15 protein-coding genes are annotated in these 15999 nt (G+C 67.6%); 4 read left to right on the top strand and 11 right to left on the bottom strand.

What is annotated here, in order from left to right; all coding sequences use genetic code 11:
* The first annotated feature begins 183 nt into the window (after nucleotides 1-183).
* Together R5W23_RS28255 and R5W23_RS28250 are read left to right on the top strand one after the other, a co-directional pair.
* Nucleotides 184-1128, top strand: coding sequence for a DUF1559 domain-containing protein (locus tag R5W23_RS28255; protein ID WP_320689267.1), 945 nt, complete (start codon nucleotides 184-186; stop codon nucleotides 1126-1128).
* Nucleotides 1129-1273: 145 nt separating this feature from the next.
* Complete coding sequence (locus R5W23_RS28250; protein ID WP_320689266.1) at nucleotides 1274-1546, top strand: hypothetical protein; 273 nt, start codon at nucleotides 1274-1276, stop codon at nucleotides 1544-1546.
* A gap of 431 nt (nucleotides 1547-1977) precedes the next feature.
* On the opposite strand, the gene R5W23_RS28245 is transcribed toward R5W23_RS28250, so the two are convergent.
* The 3 genes from R5W23_RS28245 to R5W23_RS28235 form a co-directional block, all read right to left on the bottom strand.
* Nucleotides 1978-2175, bottom strand: coding sequence for a hypothetical protein (locus tag R5W23_RS28245; protein WP_261190694.1), 198 nt, complete (start codon nucleotides 2173-2175; stop codon nucleotides 1978-1980).
* Nucleotides 2172-2837: a DUF6677 family protein gene (locus R5W23_RS28240; protein ID WP_320689265.1), complete on the bottom strand. Its 666-nt coding sequence runs from the start codon at nucleotides 2835-2837 to the stop codon at nucleotides 2172-2174. Before R5W23_RS28240 ends, R5W23_RS28245 begins: the two co-directional genes overlap by 4 nt.
* Nucleotides 2838-3374: 537 nt before the next feature.
* Nucleotides 3375-5171 (bottom strand): RNA polymerase sigma factor, encoded by a 1797-nt coding sequence (locus tag R5W23_RS28235; RefSeq protein WP_320689264.1) that lies wholly within the window; start codon nucleotides 5169-5171, stop codon nucleotides 3375-3377.
* Between the two features lie 676 nt (nucleotides 5172-5847).
* Here R5W23_RS28235 and R5W23_RS28230 point away from each other — a divergent pair.
* Nucleotides 5848-6939, top strand: a complete 1092-nt coding sequence (locus R5W23_RS28230; RefSeq protein ID WP_320689263.1) for a HEAT repeat domain-containing protein — start codon at nucleotides 5848-5850, stop codon at nucleotides 6937-6939.
* Nucleotides 6940-6981: 42 nt separating this feature from the next.
* On the opposite strand, the gene R5W23_RS32815 is transcribed toward R5W23_RS28230, so the two are convergent.
* A complete protein-coding gene (locus R5W23_RS32815) occupies nucleotides 6982-7377 on the bottom strand; it encodes a transposase (RefSeq protein ID WP_407936172.1) in 396 nt (131 codons plus the stop codon).
* Nucleotides 7378-7668: 291 nt separating this feature from the next.
* Here R5W23_RS32815 and R5W23_RS28225 point away from each other — a divergent pair, with 291 nt between their 5' ends.
* Entirely contained in the window at nucleotides 7669-7884 is a 216-nt protein-coding gene (locus R5W23_RS28225) for a hypothetical protein (RefSeq protein ID WP_261187322.1), read from the top strand.
* A 1-nt stretch (nucleotide 7885) separates the two neighbouring features.
* On the opposite strand, the gene R5W23_RS28220 is transcribed toward R5W23_RS28225, so the two are convergent.
* The 7 genes from R5W23_RS28220 to R5W23_RS28190 all read right to left on the bottom strand — a co-directional run bounded on the left by R5W23_RS28220 (nucleotide 7886) and on the right by R5W23_RS28190 (nucleotide 15623).
* A complete protein-coding gene (locus R5W23_RS28220; protein WP_320689262.1) occupies nucleotides 7886-9181 on the bottom strand; it encodes a TIGR02996 domain-containing protein in 1296 nt (431 codons plus the stop codon).
* A gap of 2 nt (nucleotides 9182-9183) precedes the next feature.
* The gene (locus R5W23_RS28215) at nucleotides 9184-10998 is read right to left on the bottom strand and encodes a tetratricopeptide repeat protein (protein WP_320689261.1); all 1815 of its coding nucleotides are present in this window, start codon (nucleotides 10996-10998) and stop codon (nucleotides 9184-9186) included.
* A gap of 135 nt (nucleotides 10999-11133) precedes the next feature.
* Nucleotides 11134-12228, bottom strand: a complete 1095-nt coding sequence (locus R5W23_RS28210) for a zinc-binding dehydrogenase (protein WP_320689260.1) — start codon at nucleotides 12226-12228, stop codon at nucleotides 11134-11136.
* A complete protein-coding gene (locus R5W23_RS28205) occupies nucleotides 12225-13676 on the bottom strand; it encodes a DUF5690 family protein (protein WP_261187317.1) in 1452 nt (483 codons plus the stop codon). The genes R5W23_RS28210 and R5W23_RS28205 overlap by 4 nt, the downstream gene beginning before the upstream one ends.
* Nucleotides 13677-13760: 84 nt before the next feature.
* A complete protein-coding gene (locus tag R5W23_RS28200; RefSeq protein ID WP_320689259.1) occupies nucleotides 13761-14027 on the bottom strand; it encodes a hypothetical protein in 267 nt (88 codons plus the stop codon).
* A gap of 29 nt (nucleotides 14028-14056) precedes the next feature.
* On the bottom strand, nucleotides 14057-14371 hold the full coding sequence (locus tag R5W23_RS28195) for a hypothetical protein (RefSeq protein WP_320689258.1): 315 nt from the start codon (nucleotides 14369-14371) through the stop codon (nucleotides 14057-14059).
* 10 nt (nucleotides 14372-14381) lie between these two features.
* The gene (locus R5W23_RS28190; protein WP_320689257.1) at nucleotides 14382-15623 is read right to left on the bottom strand and encodes an LL-diaminopimelate aminotransferase; all 1242 of its coding nucleotides are present in this window, start codon (nucleotides 15621-15623) and stop codon (nucleotides 14382-14384) included.
* Between the last annotated feature and the right edge of the window lie 376 nt (nucleotides 15624-15999).

The raw sequence follows: 15999 nt of genomic DNA, 5'->3' as shown, positions 1-15999 counted from the left end.
ACGGAGAGCCCAAAATAAAAGTGAGCGAGCAGCAAGCGGTCGGTAACTCTGCATCCAATGCCGTGTGTGAAAGTGGGAAAATCGTAACGAGATAGCATTTACCGGTATCTAAACTCGACCGCCTCACGTCTACCTGTTCAATATGTGGATTGCCCTCCCCAGCACGCGATGGGGAGGCGACACATGAAAAATCGCACGAATGGCATCGAAGATGCGACTGATTCTGGAGGTAGCATGACGGCCTCACGCTCGGCGCGAAGCGCCGCAACATTGATCGAGGTGCTTGTCGTAATTGCGATCGTGCTTATCCTCATCGGATTGCTTCTGCCAGCGGTGCAAAAGGTCCGGGGGGCGGCGACCGCAGCCCGCTGTAAGAACAACCTCCGGCAACTCGGAATCGCCTTACACCAGTACCACGACACCAATGCGAGCCTGCCGCCGGGCGTGAGTTGGGACGGGGGTCGATCCAAGTATCCGCACATGAGTTGGCTAACGCGCCTCCTGCCTTACGTCGAGCAGGCGCCGCTGTGGGCGATGAGCCTGTCCGCATTTCAACAGAATCCGTTCTTCGAATCTCAACCTCATTTTCCGGTACTCGGACAAGTCATCCCACTCTATGCATGTTCGACCGACGAGCGGTGTGCTGAGGCGAAGCAGTTCGGTCCGTTCCATGTCGGCCTGACAACCTACGTCGGGGTCGAGGGCACCAACCAGCGCAGCCACGACGGGTTGCTCTTTGCCGATTCCGCGGTCAGGTTTGGAGACGTTCGTGACGGGTTAAGCAACACGCTCGCGGTCGGGGAGCGGCCACCGAGCGCCGACCTGACGATGGGCTGGTGGTACGCAGGGTGGGGGCAGGACAAAGATGGTTCGTGCGAGATGCTCCTTGGTGCGAGAGAGATTCTGACGAGCCCAACATTTTCAGATTGCCCGGCGACGGGTAACGGTTTCGCGCCGGGGAAGGTGGACGGCTACTGTGACTTTTTACGCTTTTGGAGCCTCCATCCGGGTGGTGGGCATTTTGTACTCGGAGACGGTAGTGTGCGGTTCATCTTATATTCAGCCAACGACATCCTACCCGCGTTAGCGACCCGCGCCGGGGGGGAAGTGATGTCTTTTCCAGACTAAATGCTTAAGCCAGCGACCCGGTCCGAAGTACAGCGCCTCCACGGCCGCCTACCCCGGATGGTCGGGAGCTGGCGGCGAAGTTTTTCGTCGAACTCCGCCCGCCCGGCCGGAACAACTCGCGGAACCGCCCTCACGGAGCCGCGACATGGAACCGGTTCTGATCGAGACGTATCGCGTGATGCTGAAGTCCCATCCGGTCGACTGTTCGGTCGATCGCATCCTGTGTGATCCCGAACTCCGGGCCGAGTTCCTCGAACTGGTTCGCGCCCGGGTCGGCGAGCGCCGCGAGTTCGACGTCCTCCACGGGTTGAACAACCTCCGCAAGCGAAGTCGGCTCCCGCGGCGCGACGACGATGAGCCGTGCGCCCACGGAGCACCCCACGCGGTCCCGAACCCGGCGCCGGCAACCGGACCGTGATCAACGCGCGTGGGGTGAGGCGGGAATGGACATGGGCAGGGCCGTCACCTCGTTGAGATCGACCGGCGTCACGAGGCGGTGGCTGAAGTCCGCCTCCGGCGACCGGCGCCGGTCGTCGTCCTGGCCGCAACCGAATCGCGACCTCGTAACCGCTGGCGGGCGCCCGACGGGAAGGCGTGCGGGGACCATGACGACCGGCTCACCGTATCAAGATTCTGACGACGAAATGACGCGCCCAGGCGTTGGAAGAAGGGGCGGATACGGATCAGCCGCATTCCAGATGACCGCGCGGGGCGGGTGAGGGCGCGGTGTGGTTACCCGCACCCCGCGTCTCGGTGGCACCGCGCTCCGCCGTCTGCGTCCACCGGCAGGGAGCCCACAACCAACAAACGCGACAAACCGCTTCCACGCCCGTCTGACGAGTTGCGGCGTTACAGATAGGTCGAGAGCAGGTACAGCACGACACCGATGCCCACGAGGAACAGCGTGATCCGCAGCCCCCACCCGGTGGCCTCGTGGATGATCTTGTCCCAGCGGTCGTGGCGGGTGGCCGCGTACACGAGGCTCACCACCACCAGCAGCACGGGCAGGTCCCAGTAGATGCTCACGGCCAGAAGCGGAAGGTTCACGGCGTGCCTCCTTCGTTGGCCGCAGCGGCGATCGGAGCGGGCGAGACGACCGGCGGAGCGGGCGGCACGACCGGGGGCGCAGCGGTCGCGGCGGCCGTTTCGCTGCCGTGCGCGACCCAATCCGGGGGCGGTTCGCGGAACATCGGTCCCGCGAACGCGTCGTAGATCACCAGCAGGTTCAGCACGCCGGCGATCACGGTGTACACCCAGCCCAGGTCCCAGCGCTTGTTGCCGTTCCGCTGGAGGTCGTTCAGCTCTCGCTCGTCGGGCATGCGCTGGAACTTACCGAACACGGGACCGACGTCCTTGGTCTTGTCGAACACCGCGTACTGGTACACGCCGGGCCACGCGGCCGCGCCGATCCAGACCTGGCCGAGGAACTGCCACCGGTGGGAGATGGCCTTCGCCGGGCCGGGCATGTTGGCCCCGAGGAACTGCACGTCCGGCAGGTCTTCGGTGTCGGGCAACCAGACGTTGCGCCAGTTGCCCATCCACATGCCGTAGAAGAACAGCAGGTACAGCCCGCCGAAGAAGAGCAGCCCCTTACCCACTCGCCCCTGATAGATTTGGCCCAGCCCCGGGACGAGGTAGCTCAGCCCGGCGGCGAGAACATCGAGTTTGATCGGCGGGAGCGGCGGGTCGTTGGTCGGCGAAGACGCCATCAGCGGGCCTCGGCGGAGTGGCTCCGGGCAAGCGACGCGGTCCGCAAGGACCGGCGGCCCTTTTCGGTGTTCGCCGGCGACCGGGTCGCCTTGTCGATTCTCAAGATTATATGATCTGCCCGACCCGGGCCAATATGGGCAGGCGGGCGGCGTGCGCCCGCTGCCATGACACGGCGGTAGCCACCGCCGCCCGTGACCGAGCGGCGGCGGGGTCGCAGCTGCCGTGATGTAAAGCCACATTGTGAATCAGGATCGGTCGAAATTGCGGGAAGATTCATTCCAACATTGATCGTTCACGCGGTCCGCGAGGTCGTCCGCGGAAATCTCCGACGATTCGTCGAACTCCGTTCGGCAAAATTGTCATCAGGCCGGGCTGCTGGAGTTTCTTGCAGATTCGGTCATGCGCTGCGGCCCGGTCCTCTCGCGCCGAACGTACCCACCCGGCACCGCGGATGCGCCCGTCGTACCGCGGCAGTGAGTGCCCCTGTACCCGCAAGGGCGACCGGGGCACTCACCAACACGCGACTCGACAACGGATTACGGACGGCCCGGCGCGACCGGGAATTGAACCGGTGGAATCAGTTCGCCGCCGGGCTTTGGCACCGGTGCCGGGCGGGGCGTCGTGTCCTTCCGCGTCAGTACGTTTTCCGGCTTGGCGAGCCACTCGAGCCACGCCTCCTCCAGCGCGTCCATCGACCCGTACCCGTACACCGCCTTGGCGGCCTTGTCCCACGACTCGGCCGTGTTGCCGTCCGTGCCCAATTGGAGGAACGCGACCAACCGGCGGCGCCCGTCCGCTCCCGGGTTCCGAAACAATCGGTCAAGATTCGGGATGTCCTTGAGCACGGGCGTTCCGGCCGCCGGTGCGCTCGCCAGGAACCGCGCCACGGAGTGCCCCTGCGCGAACAGGACGACCATGTCCCGCGGGTACTCGGTCAGACGGAACAGCACCTTGAGGCGGATCCCCCGCCCGGAGCCGAGCAGTTCACGTGCGCGCGTGTCATGGTTCAACTGCTCGTCGTCGGATTCAGACATGACGGCGACGCCTTCGTCGGCCCACCGCGGGAGCGCCTTGCCGAAGTAGGAGGCGAAGACCGTGTGTGTGACCTCGTGCGGCAGCGTGGACGCGAGCACGAGTAGGAAATCCCCCCGGACCTCCATCTCGGCCGTCGCCAGGGCCGGCTCGCCGTTGTTGTTCGTCCCGAACTTCAACCCGGTGGCCCCGCCGCTCGAGCCGCCCGGGGTGAACCGGATCACACACGGCTTCGGCCACGGCGGAAGTTCTTGGCCGAGCCACGCCAGCGCGATCGCGCGCCGGTGGTGCTCGGCCTCCGCCGCGATGACCCGCGCCATCATCGGAGTCGGGGCGTGGACCACGAAGTTGGCGGTCTTGGACTCGGTCCGGTTCACGTCGCGCGCCGGGATGCGCTCCGGTTCTACCTCCGGAGCGCCGGGTGCGCCGGCCAACGCCAGGACCGCAGAATGCCCCGCCCCGGCGGGCGTCGGAGGTCCAGGAGGAACCGGTTGATCCTGGGACCATACGACCCCGAGGCACACGAGAACCGCCGCCGCGGTCGCCATCGCGACGGACACCTTGAGCTTGGCCATGCCGTCCACGACTCCTTTCGCAACTGCGACCGCCGCTGTGTGCGGCGCGCCGCCGTCGAGGAATTGAAACATCACCGACACCGTCCGCGCGACGAGCGCGGCCGGCACCGCCACGGCCGCCTCGCTCGGACCCGCGACGAGCGCGGCCGCTACGGCCGGAACGATCCCGCGGCGCGCCAGTCGCGCGCGAAGGACCGCCCGCGCCCGGTCCAGTTTTCGCCGCAGCGTCCGCGCGCTGGTACCGAGGTCGATCGTCGCCTGCTCGTAGGTGCGCCCGCCGACCCAGCAGAGCACCACCGGGTCGCGAAGTTCGTCCGGCAGTCGGGCGATTTCGTCTTCGAGCGCCGATGCCAGCTCGCCGACATCGGGCGGCGCGACCTGGGCCTCATCGCGCCCGGCCTGCCGCTCGCACCGCGTGCGGCGGTGTTCCGCCTTACGCATCTGTCGGGCGACGCGCCCGGCCGTCCCGACGAGCCAGCTCCCGACCGCCGCAGGTTTGCGCACAGTCGCGAACTGTCGAGCAAGGATCAGGAACACGGCCTGGAACGCGTCGTCGGCGTGCCCCGGGACCAGCCGCCGGCACGCGCGGTACACGATCGGCCCGTGCCGGCGAACGAGTTCGGTAAACGCGGCCTCGTCCCGCGTGGCAGCGAACCGGCCGAGCAGTTCGGCGTCCGGGGTCAGCCCTTCGGCGGGCGGGCAGAGCTTGAGGAGCGAAACGGGCATCCGTGGCCCTCGTGTCGAGCGGGGCAGCGACTTCACTCAAGTAGTGTGTCGCCGTCGGGGGATGTGGCCAATTATTTCGGGCGGGTGAAATGGTGCCCTCGAACCGGTTAGCGAGTGGGGGCGCGCATGGACGCGCGGCATCGGTTCCGAACGTACCTGCCCAAGGCGGTCTTCCGGAAGACCGCCTTGGGCGCTTGCACGCCGCCCCCACCTCGGCTACCATCACCCCGTTCTCGTGACCCGTTTAGCTCGTCGCTCTGCGACAGGACGATGTTGCGTCGTCCGAGCTTCTGCCTTCGCACGCCGCGCGGGGAGCGCTGTTCCAGCACCGCTTTCGGGCGAATTCGCTCCCCGAGCGGTACTGGCTGCGACAACCCCGCCAGACGGAGTTCAGTACCGCTCGGGGAGCGAATTCGCCCGGCGGTGCCGTGAGCGCTCCACGCCCCAGGTCGAGAAGTGAACGCCACGGGAACGCGAGCGGGCCGGGAGTGATCCCGGCCCGTGTCGTTGCGCGAACCCGCCGTTCGGTCAGGTCGTGGTGGGACACGGCGGGCCGGGTGAAGCCGGCGGTTCGATTCGCCCGCGAACAGGCCCAGCGGGTTCGCCCTCCGTGCCGGTCGAGGGTTGCCGTATCATCGGTTCTGCGTCCCGTTCCGCATTTCCCCGGGTGACAGACGTGTTACCGGCATTGCTCCCGCTGCTCCTGCTCCTCAGTGAAGCGCTGCAGGAACGCCCGGCCCCGATCACGGCCGCGTTGGTGGCCGAAAAGCTCACCGCCCTCGCGGAGTCGAGCGCCTTTGATGTGCGGAAAGCGGCGGCAGCGTGGTTCGTCAAGCATGCCAACGAGCCGACCGTGGCCAAAGCGCTCAAGCCGCTGGAAGACGTGGCCGCCTTCGATCAATCCCCGGAGGTGCGCGGGTACGCCGTGTACGCGCTCGGCCGTATCGCCAGGGCGAACAAGGTGGCGTGCCCGCAAGTGGTTTTCGACGCCCTGTTCGACCGGGAGCCGGACCCTGAGTACCCCGAGGTCCGGCACGTACCGTATTACGCGATCGCCGCGCTGCACGAGTTCAAGCCGCCACCGCCAGCCCTTCTTCCCACCATCGCCCGCCTCCTCCGGTCACCGGACCCGCACTGCCGGGTGGACGGCGTCGTTCTGGTCAACAACTTCACCCGCGATACGGCATCACGGAAGATCCTGGACCAACAGCCCGCCGTCGCGCGACTGATCCTCAAGGCGACGACTGACCCGGAACTGGAGGTCCGACGGGTGGCGGCCTACACCCAGTTCCAGATTACGAAGGATGTCGCCGAGTTCTTCGGCAACGCCTTGCGGCATCAAGACGACGTGGCCAACTTGCCCGCGCTACCGATGACGGCAACGGAGCCAGAAAAGTCGAAGCGCACTGGGTACCGGATCGGAGCCGTGGGGGTGACGACGATGATGGAGGACCGCGTGCAGGAGTCGGCGACGGGCACCCGGGACGCCTTCCTGAAACTCTTGGCGGAAACGGACGCCCGCACCCGGCGGCTGACGGCGGACCACCTGGGCCGAATGGCCGGGCCGGCCGATGAAGCGCCGCCGCACGCCGCTTTGCGCGGCGCGGCGTTCGATGTGAAGCGGCTGCAAACGAACACACGGGCAATCGTCGGCGACACCGCCATCCGCAGCCGGTTAAAGTCGATGGCCAAGACGGACCCGGACGAGAAGGTTCGCAACGCCGCGAAGGCGGCACTGGAGTTGATCGGCATGACGACGGACAAGTGAATCAGGCGTGTGCGCGACCTGCTCCCGACGCGCCGGTAAGCCCTAGCCGCCCGTTGAAGTACTCCCACTTTTCCCGCAACGACCTCCGGCGGCGTGGCGGCTCCGTCCGTGACCGGATTCGCGTCCCCAACTCCACCACGGTCGTCCACAACCCGTTCTTCGCCCCCACCAGAGCGGTCGGCGGCCCCCAAAAGGCCCACCCACCCCGTGCAACGCGCGGCTCCCCACCCCCGTCAACTTCCGCAGGATTCGGCCCAGGTTGTGAGCGGCCACCGCCATGAGGTACCGCTTGGTCACGTTCACCAACCCGCGCACATGGCTCCGACGACTCCCGCCCGTTTCGCATACGCGCCCGAACGTTTGCTCCGCGACTTCGCTGCGCCGCCGCTGCAACCGCTTGCTCGTGGAGCGACTCGTCCGGCTCCGGTTGTTGAGCACTCGAGTCGGTGCACAATAGGCACGGGCCGGTTCCGCGCCGCAGGTGCTCGCCGCGTTACGCAACGTGGGCGTCCATCGCGTTGCACGGGTCGGAGCCGGCAACCACGCGCGAGCCGTACTGAAGGTTGACCGCCCGATTCCACGAAGCGATCAACCTCCTCACTTCACCACTGTGAAACTTTCCACAGCCCTGCAGGACATAGGCGCGAAAATATTGGGGTTGAATCGTGTGTGCGGGGCGCCCCATAATTCGGTTTGTGTGATTGCTGAAGAACAAGGAGGTTCTTGGCCATGATCGTTACCAACCCGTCCGTTCTGCTCCCCGAAGCCGTTGCCATCGACATCTCGGAGGCCCGCTGGGCGGCCGAGTACCTGTCACTGATGATCGAGAAGTTGGGGCCGGAGTCGTCCGTCAGTCTGGTGCTGATGCAGGCCCGGCGCGAGCTGGCGAGCCTGGCGCGGGACCCCAGCGCGACGGTGATCGGCCCCTTTCGCATCGCGGCGTGAGTCAGCTCTCCAGGAACCGCACGCGGTCGCCGAGCTTCGCCCGAAGCGCGTTCGCGGCCCTCTCCGGGAAGTGCGGAATTCCGATCGCGAACGTCTCGACCCGGTCCGCATCGACGGCGTCCACAAGCGGCAGTAGTGCCCGGCCGTTCTCGTACGCGCCGAACAGGGCGAAGTGCTTCACGCGCTTGAGCAGTGGCGCGGCGGCAAGGTCGCGTACCGCTTCAGCAGTGAGGTAGACGCCGGCGAGGCGAAGCTCTCTGAGGCCTGTGAGATCGTTGCCCCGGCGGAGCACACCGAACCGGTTCCGCGCGTTTCCGAAATCGATGTCCAAGGCACGGAGGCGGCCCCAGGCGCGCGATTGGAGCAACGGCGCAAGGTCGTCGGAGTTGTCCAACATGTGAAATGCCAATCGACGCACCCCGGACACGTGCCGTGACTCGACGAAGGTCCGTAGCGGTTCCGCCTGATCGCTCTCGTACCACGGCGGCGAAAAGAGTTCCAGGTCGAGCGATTCCAGAGCCGCGAACGGTTCGGCGCGAGCGAACATCTCTGCGACGCGGTTCGGCCGGATCCGCGCCGAGAGGTGCCGCAGGCGCGGGGCGTGCGCGGCGGCGACCTCGAACGCGAGCGAACCCGCCACGACGGCCGGCTGAATCGCCCAACTCGCGTGCAGAGTCAGGTGCTCGAGCGCGCCGAGGTGCGGGGAGTCGCGTGCGGCGCGGAGCGTATCGACGCTGTGCTGGCGGATCTGGAGGCGCCGCACGGTGCGGAGGTGTTCCCCCTCGGGCCACTGGTAGCGCGGGTCGTTAGCCGGGCCGACCACGATCAGTTCCGTTAGCGGTGAGACGGACGACCACCGTGCGAGGTACGAACCGCACAGCTCCGAACCGGCCGAAAGGGCCGGAATGGCCACCGCCTCCGGGAACCCGCGGCGAAAGGTGATCGGGCACTGGTCACGGGGTAGGGCACCGTCGCCGGGCGACCGTCGGGGCACGAGTGCGGCGCCCACCGCCGCGCGGTAGCCGGGCGGGCCGCTGGTTGGTAACCCGACGGCCACGCACACCTCACCCCACCACTCGACCCAGTGGCGCTCGAACAGCACCTGCGCCTGTGCCTCCAGGGCGGCACGGGCGTTCGAGTGCGGGTGCAAATGCTCCGCTTGCACCTGGAGACGGATGAACGCCGCGCGGGGTTCGTTCCCGTGCTCCTGAAGGCAGTCGGCGTAGGCGAGCCGGGCCGTGTCGTCGTCCGGATCGGCGACGACCGCGGCCAGCAGCGATTCCAGGTCCGACGACACGTCTACTTGCCGCCTTTCACCTTCGCGAGGCTCTGCTCCACCTGTGCCGCTTCCTTCGAGCGGTTCGCCTCCTTCAGGTACGCCACCGCCTGCTCGTGCAGTTTCACGCAGTACGCGCTCACCTCGTCCCCGCGGCGCGGCGGCACCTTCGGCAGGATCTCCAGCCAGAACTTGGTCATCAGCGCGTCGCCGCCCTTGATGTCCTTCGACACCTCCTGCATGCGGGTGACCATCCGCGGCACGTACCGGCCCTCGTCCGGGAACTTGCGCACCGTGAGCGCCAGCCCGTCGAACGCCTTCTTGTGCTCCTTCGCGTCGGTCTGGTAATCGACCAGCATCAGCCGGGCCTCACACGCCAGGTCCGGGCGCCCGAGGTTCTCGTAGGCGGTCGCGAGCTTCAGGAACATCTGGGTGCGGTACTGTTTGTCCTTCTGCGGTGTGAGCAGTTCGTCCACGAGCTGCCACGAGAAGTCCGGGAACTTCGCGAACACCGTGGCCGCCTGGTTCACGAGGCGGGTGGCCTCCTGGGCGTCGGTCAGCTTGCCGTCGCGGTGCAGGGCCGCCAGTTCGAGCCACGCCTCCCCGCTCATCGGGTACACCGCCAGCACCTTGTTCAGGTACGCGAGCTGCTGTTTCGTGGTCAACTGCTTGGCGTCGCGCACCAGCGGGAACGCGCGCATGAGCAGGTCCGCGTGCCGGCTGCTCAGCGGCGCGTTGCCGACCGCGGTGAGCCGGCGCTCCAGCTCGCGGTCGGTCGTCTGCTTCCCGGAGCGCGGGTCCCGGAGCGTGCCGACGTAGTAGTGATCGCCCTGGTAGCGCCCGAACGATTCGAGCGTGAACGTCACGGCCTCTTTCTGAACGGCCTTCACCTCGACCCACATCACCCACGCGTGCAGCACGCCGGAGTTGGCCTCCCCGCCCACGTACTCCGCCGGCACCAGGAGCGATTTGCCGACCCGCGCGGCGAAGTCCGCCTGCATCGCGCACACCCCGCCGTGCTTCAGGATGCTCTCCAGCGTGTACGGCTTGTCGTTCAGCTTGCACACCCGCGACTGCGTCCGGAGCATCTCGGTGTCGTACACGATGTCCTTGTAGACGGTGCCGATCCCGGACCGGCGCGGCAGGTACTTGCCGACCGCCCAGTCGCGCTCGGCGACCGGCGTGCGGTTGTTCACCACGTGGACGAGGAACTCCCACGGGAGCTGTGTCTGCGGCCCCTTCAGCCGCGACTGGCGGTCGAGGACGTATTTGAAGTTGTCCAGCGCCCCGACCTTCATGACCCCGTCGGGCAGCACGCTGCGGGTGCGCACTTGATGCCCGCGGTAGTCGTAGGGCGCCCGCGGGTCGTCCCACACGACCGAAACGGCGGTCGCCAGTTCGTCGCTCTTGCGCACCGCCTCGGGGTCGGCCTGCCACAGCTCGCGGAACACACGGATCGCCTTCCCCGGGTCGTCGAACGCGGGGTCGATGGCGGTGAGCAGCGTTTCCTTCACCTCGCGGTTCTTGTCGAGCCATGCGAAGAGGGAATCCGCGTCTGCGCCGAGTGCGGACCGCATGGCCGGGCCGTGCTTGGCCTCGAAGTACTTGGTGAACGCGGTCCGGGCGTGCTTGTACTCGCCCTTGGTGAACGCCTTCTCGCTGAACGTGCCCGGGCCGGTCACGAAATCGATGAGGAGCCGGTCCGCGTCGTCGGCCTTCGGCGCTTCGAGCGGTGCGGTGCCGGTCTTGGGCGGCTCGGGCTGCGCGCTGATCGGGCCGGAGCCGACGAGGACGAAAAAACCGAGCGTGAGCAACCCGGCCCAGGGGCGAGTAGACATGGCGGAACCTCGGTGTCAAAGCGAGTGGTGCCGGCGCTGGCGGTGCCAAGCTCTCGGTTCTGGGGCGCCGGCGCCTGTGCGCGGTACGGCACCCGAAACGGAGAGCGTGTTGCGATGAGAATTGTACCCGGCGGATCAGTCGCACACCACCGCGACCCGCACCGGGCGCTCGGCCTCGGCGAACCGGAACGCGCCGTTCACGTCCGCGAGCGGGAACGATTTGGCCACCAATTCTGCGAACGGGAACCGCACGTGGTTCGCGGCCAGGAACTGCACCGCCGCGTCCAGATCCGGGGGGGCGTAGTTGTGAACGCCGGTCACGGTGAGGCACCGGCGGATCACCTGTTCCGGGAGCACCGGCACCGGGTCCGTGGGGAACACCGCGCCGGCCCAGACCGCCGTGCCGCCCACCCGCAGCACCTCTAACGAAACCCGCGCCGCCTCCGGCGCGCCGCTCAGCTCGAGCGCCGTGTCGGCCCCGCGGCCGTGCGTGACCGATTTCACCAGATCCGCGAGCGCGTCGGGTTTCGCGAGGTGGCGTGCGCCGAACCGGGCCGCCTGCGCGAGCCGCGCGTCGCTCACGTCGCACGCGATTGCGGTGATCCCGAGCGCCTCGGCCCAGGCGCAGGCGGTCAGACCGAGCATCCCGAGCCCGAGAACGACGCAGGAACCGCTCTCCCCGTCATCCGGGAAGGGCGGGGGGGAGAGGTTCTTCCCCGCCGCCCGCAGCATCGCGGCGACGGTGGCAGTCGCGCACCCCGCCGGCGCCGCGACTCCGTCCGGCAGGTTCGCGGGCACCTTCACAATGGCGGTGCCGCCCAGCAGGTGGCAGTGCGTGGACAACCCGCCGAGCGGCCCGCACTGCGGGGTGACCGGCTCGTGGCCGTACTTTCGCAACGACTCGCACTTCTGCGGCAGTCCGTGGGTGCAGAAGAAGCACGCCCCGCACGACACCGCGACCGACCACACCACCCGATCGCCGACCCGCACCGGTTCGCCGCCGACGGCGAGAACCTCACCGGCCACCTCCTCGACCACCCCGACGGGCTCGTGCCCGAGCACACACGGGGTCTTTTCCTTCCGGCGACCGAGGAAGGTGTGGAGGTCGCTTCCGCACACGGTACACAGCGACACGCGCACCAGGGCCTCGCCGGGTCGGAGCGCGGGCCGGTCGGACGCCTCGACGCGGAGGGGGAGGTGCGGGCCGTCGAAAATGGCCGAGCGGATCACGTCGCAGCTCCCCCTTGCGGCACGTGGCCCCGGGCCGCGGTACGCACGACCAGCACCCCGCTCGCGGTCATCAGCAGCACGCCGACCGTGGAGGCGACGATCGCATACGGCACGAAGAACTCCAGCCGGTTGAACTGTCCGGCCGCGAGGTCGCGGTAAAGTTGGACGAGCACCGAACCGGTGTACCCGACGCCGTCGGCGAGCTGGATCGCGAACACGGCGGTGCCGTTGAACCGGCTCGCGGCCATCATCCGCTCGAACAGCACCGCCCCGAACGGCACGTACGCGAGGTACATCCCGAGCCCGACCGCGGCCATCCACCAGTAGCCCGAAATGGCCCCTGCCTGAAACGCTACTGTGGCGCCCCCGATCAGCGCGAACCCGCCCACGATGACCCCGTACACCGCGATCAGCGCCCGCCGGTGGTTCGCGACGAGGTTCAGCACCGCGACCGCGACGATCACGCCGAACATCGCCCACAGCTCGGTCCGGGTGAAGATGGCGCGCTTCGACCCCAGCCCGAGCGCGTCAAAGATCTCGGCCCCGTAGTGGTCGCGGAAGTCGCGCAGCGCCGTCAGAAACAGGTACGCGACCAGCAGCATCCCGAACCCGATCCCGAAGTGGGCCAGGAACGCGCGCCGCTGCCGGCGGTCCATCGTCACGCGCTCGGACCGGAGCGCGACGTCGGCCGCCGAAGGGGGCGGGAGCCGGTCCAGCAGCAGCACCGCGAGGACGAACGGCCCGAGGAACAGCAGCCCGGTGGCGACCGGCATCCACGACTCGGACACCCCCCACGCGCCCATCACGATGTCGCGGGCGATGTCGCGGGTCGCGGCCCCGGCCACGATATACGAGCAGCTCAGGCCGGCGACCATCACCTCGCTCGCCCGGCGCCCTTCGAGGTACCGGACGCACAGCCCCCACACCATCCCGAGCGGCAGCCCGTTCAGGAGCATCGCCAGCGGCTTCAGGGCCGGGGGGAGGTTCGCGAAGAGCAGCAGTGCCCCCTCCGCGAACAGGATCAGCCCGACGAGCAGGTGCGCGCGGCGGTTCGCCGGGGTTTCGGAACAGATCTTGGTCCCGAGGTACTTCGACAGGCAGTAGCCGATGACCTGGGCGATGACGCACATCGTCTTGAGGTCGAGCCGGGTCCCCAGGTACTTGAGGGCGACCGGGTTGGTCTTCTGCACCTCGGTCTCGGTGCCGTCGGCGGCCGTCTGCTTCTCCGTCTTGGGGTTCCCGTCGGGGCCGAACACCGGCTCGCGGACCACGCTCCCGTTCGCGTCGGTGACGTAGAACTTGGCGGCGTCGAACGGCTTGCGGAACGCGTACATGCAGAAGTACGTGCAGAACGCGACCGCGATGGCGTACACCGTGAGCCGCCAGAGCGGCCCGCGGGCCAAAAAGCCGGTCAGTCCGCGGTGCTCAGGCGGAGTGGGGTCGGACACGGACGGTCCTCGGGGCGGGCGGGTGGTTCCGGATGTGATACGGGGCGTCGGCGCCCACCGGGTGAAATTCGCGTGAAGCCGGCACTACCCCGGCCGCGGCGCGCCGAGCAGCCGGAGCACTTCTTCGGCCACGCGCCGGTCGCCCCGCCCCCCGTCGAACGGGCGGCCCGCGGCGGAAGCGAACGCGCCCAGCACCTCGTCTTCAAGCCGCACCCGATCGAGCACCCGCCGGGCGTGACCGAGCGGGGTGACGCCCTCACGGTCCGGCCGGTTCGCGTCGGCCCCGGCCGCGAGCAGCAGCCGAAGCGCGTGTGCCACTCGCGCGAGGGCGTTGGCGGCAACTGGGGGCATGTAGGGCGCCACGAGAAGCCGGTGCCGCATTACCGGCGGTAGCCCACGGGACGCCAGTTCGCGTTCCGCGCGGCAGGGTAAATCTGGATGTCGCGAAGAGCGGTTCCGTCAGGTGAACGGAGCCCCAGTGCGGCGATCGAATCCATTACGGAATCGAGGAGGCTGAACACCTGATCGTTCACCAGTTGCTCGAACTCGGCGAATAACGATGCGACCTCGCCAAACTGCGGCCCGGGGGTGAAATCACCGCTCACCCACTCTGGCGAAACGTCGTCAATCCGGACGGAACTAATGTACCGTCCGAACACGTCGGTTAGTGGAACCGTGTCGCCGACGCCGAACATTGGCGCTCGCTCAGAACTTCAGGTTCATGCCCTTCAGCCGGGCCACCGTCTCGGCCATGAGCGCGTCCTCTTCCGCCTCGTCCTTGGCGATGTAGGTGACCGAGAACCGCAGGTACGCGCCCGCGTCGTCCCACGGCACGCAGCACACGCTCTGCTCGTGGATCAGGTACTGCGACGCCGCCTCGGCGTTCCCGAAGGCGATGTCGCCGGCCGCCTTGGGCGCCGCGGCGTAGAGGAAGTACGTGCCGCCCGGCATCTCGCACTTGAACCCCACCTGCTTCAGCGCCGCCACCAGCTTTTCGAGCCGCCGCTGGTACTTGGTGCGCACCTGGACCGGGATCTCGGCGGTGCGCAGCGCCTGGGCCGCCGCGTGCTGGACAGCCATGAACTGACCGCTGTCGCTGTTGTCCTTTACGTCCGCGTAGGCCTGCACGATCTTCGGGTGCCCGGCGACGAAGCCGAGCCGCCAGCCGATCATGTTGAACCCCTTCGACATCGAGTGGACCTCAACGCCCACCTCCTTCGCGCCGTCCACTTGCAGGAAGCTGAGCGGCGGCTCCTTGTAGCTCAGGAGGATGTGCGCGGCGTCCTGCACGATGACGATCTGGTTCGCGTGGGCGAACTCGATCACCCGCTTGTAGAAGTCCTTCGTCGCGACCGCGCCGGTCGGCGAGTTCGGGTAGTTGATGACGAGCAGCTTGGCCCGCTTGCGCACGTCGGCGGGGATGCCGTCGAGGTCCGGGAAGAACCCGTTCTTCTCCAGGAGGGGCAGGCGCACGACCTCGCCGCCGAGGTAGCGGGTCCAGGTGCCCGCGACCGGGTACCCCGGGACGGTCATCAGCGTCACGTCGGCGGGGTTGATGAACACCGCCGGGAGCATGGCGTACGCCGGCTTGGAGCCGATGCAGTGGCAGATCTCCGTCACCGGGTCGAGGGTGACGCCGAACTGCCGCTGCATGAACTCGGCCGCGGCGTCCTTGTAGTTCTGGATGCCGTTGTCCGCGTACCCGCGGTTCTCGACCTTGTTGGCCTCGCGGGTCAGCGCCTCGCGGACGCTGACGTCGGCCATGTCGTCGTTCTCGCCGATGCCGAAGTCGAGCAGCTTGCGCTCGGGGTGATCGGCGAGCGCCTTCCGCTTCGCGCGCTTGATCTTCTCGAACTTGTAGATGTCGGTTCCCTTGCCGTAGTTGGCCCCGCCGATCCGTTCGGCGAACAGGGTCTGGAACCACGGGTCGGAAGCGGTAACGGACATGGCGCAAGGCCCTTACACAGAAAGAAACGGAGGAGTGGCTGTTCTAGCGGCGGAAAAAGAAAAGCCCATCCGCACCGCGGACGGGCATTCGGCGCGGCCGGCGCTCGAACGATTTCGCCTGGAACGTAAGTCCACCAGCCGCCCGCCCTCAACGAGTCGAGACTATCCCACCGCCCGGGCGACCGGCAAATCCTGACGATGCCGCGTGCGCGGAGGAGTAGTGCGATTGATAAAAGCATTCGGCAATGAGATGCTTTTATTGTGCCCATTGACTGCGCCGACCGCGTCAGCATTCGTTATGTTTTTTGTCCGTGACTCACCAGATCGGGGCGGATAAGCTTCCTCTTCATTCAACGGCGTGACGACCCGCTCGTCG

The organism is Gemmata algarum, from assembly GCF_034097035.1.
GTDB classification, from domain to species: domain Bacteria; phylum Planctomycetota; class Planctomycetia; order Gemmatales; family Gemmataceae; genus Gemmata; species Gemmata algarum.
Note: the sequence above shows the minus strand (reverse complement) of the source record. Positions and strands in the feature narration are given on the sequence as shown.

Excerpts from the sequence above, each read along its gene's own strand:
- R5W23_RS28200 (WP_320689259.1), bottom strand. The coding sequence starts at position 14,027 with ATGCCCCCAGTTGCCGCCAACGCCCTCGCGCGAGTGGCACACGCGCTT.
- R5W23_RS28235 (WP_320689264.1), bottom strand. The coding sequence starts at position 5,171 with ATGCCCGTTTCGCTCCTCAAGCTCTGCCCGCCCGCCGAAGGGCTGACC.
- R5W23_RS28240 (WP_320689265.1), bottom strand. The coding sequence starts at position 2,837 with ATGGCGTCTTCGCCGACCAACGACCCGCCGCTCCCGCCGATCAAACTC.
- R5W23_RS28190 (WP_320689257.1), bottom strand. The coding sequence starts at position 15,623 with ATGTCCGTTACCGCTTCCGACCCGTGGTTCCAGACCCTGTTCGCCGAA.
- R5W23_RS28195 (WP_320689258.1), bottom strand. The coding sequence starts at position 14,371 with ATGTTCGGCGTCGGCGACACGGTTCCACTAACCGACGTGTTCGGACGG.
- R5W23_RS28255 (WP_320689267.1), top strand. The coding sequence starts at position 184 with ATGAAAAATCGCACGAATGGCATCGAAGATGCGACTGATTCTGGAGGT.
- R5W23_RS28250 (WP_320689266.1), top strand. The coding sequence starts at position 1,274 with ATGGAACCGGTTCTGATCGAGACGTATCGCGTGATGCTGAAGTCCCAT.
- R5W23_RS28225 (WP_261187322.1), top strand. The coding sequence starts at position 7,669 with ATGATCGTTACCAACCCGTCCGTTCTGCTCCCCGAAGCCGTTGCCATC.
- R5W23_RS28215 (WP_320689261.1), bottom strand. The coding sequence starts at position 10,998 with ATGTCTACTCGCCCCTGGGCCGGGTTGCTCACGCTCGGTTTTTTCGTC.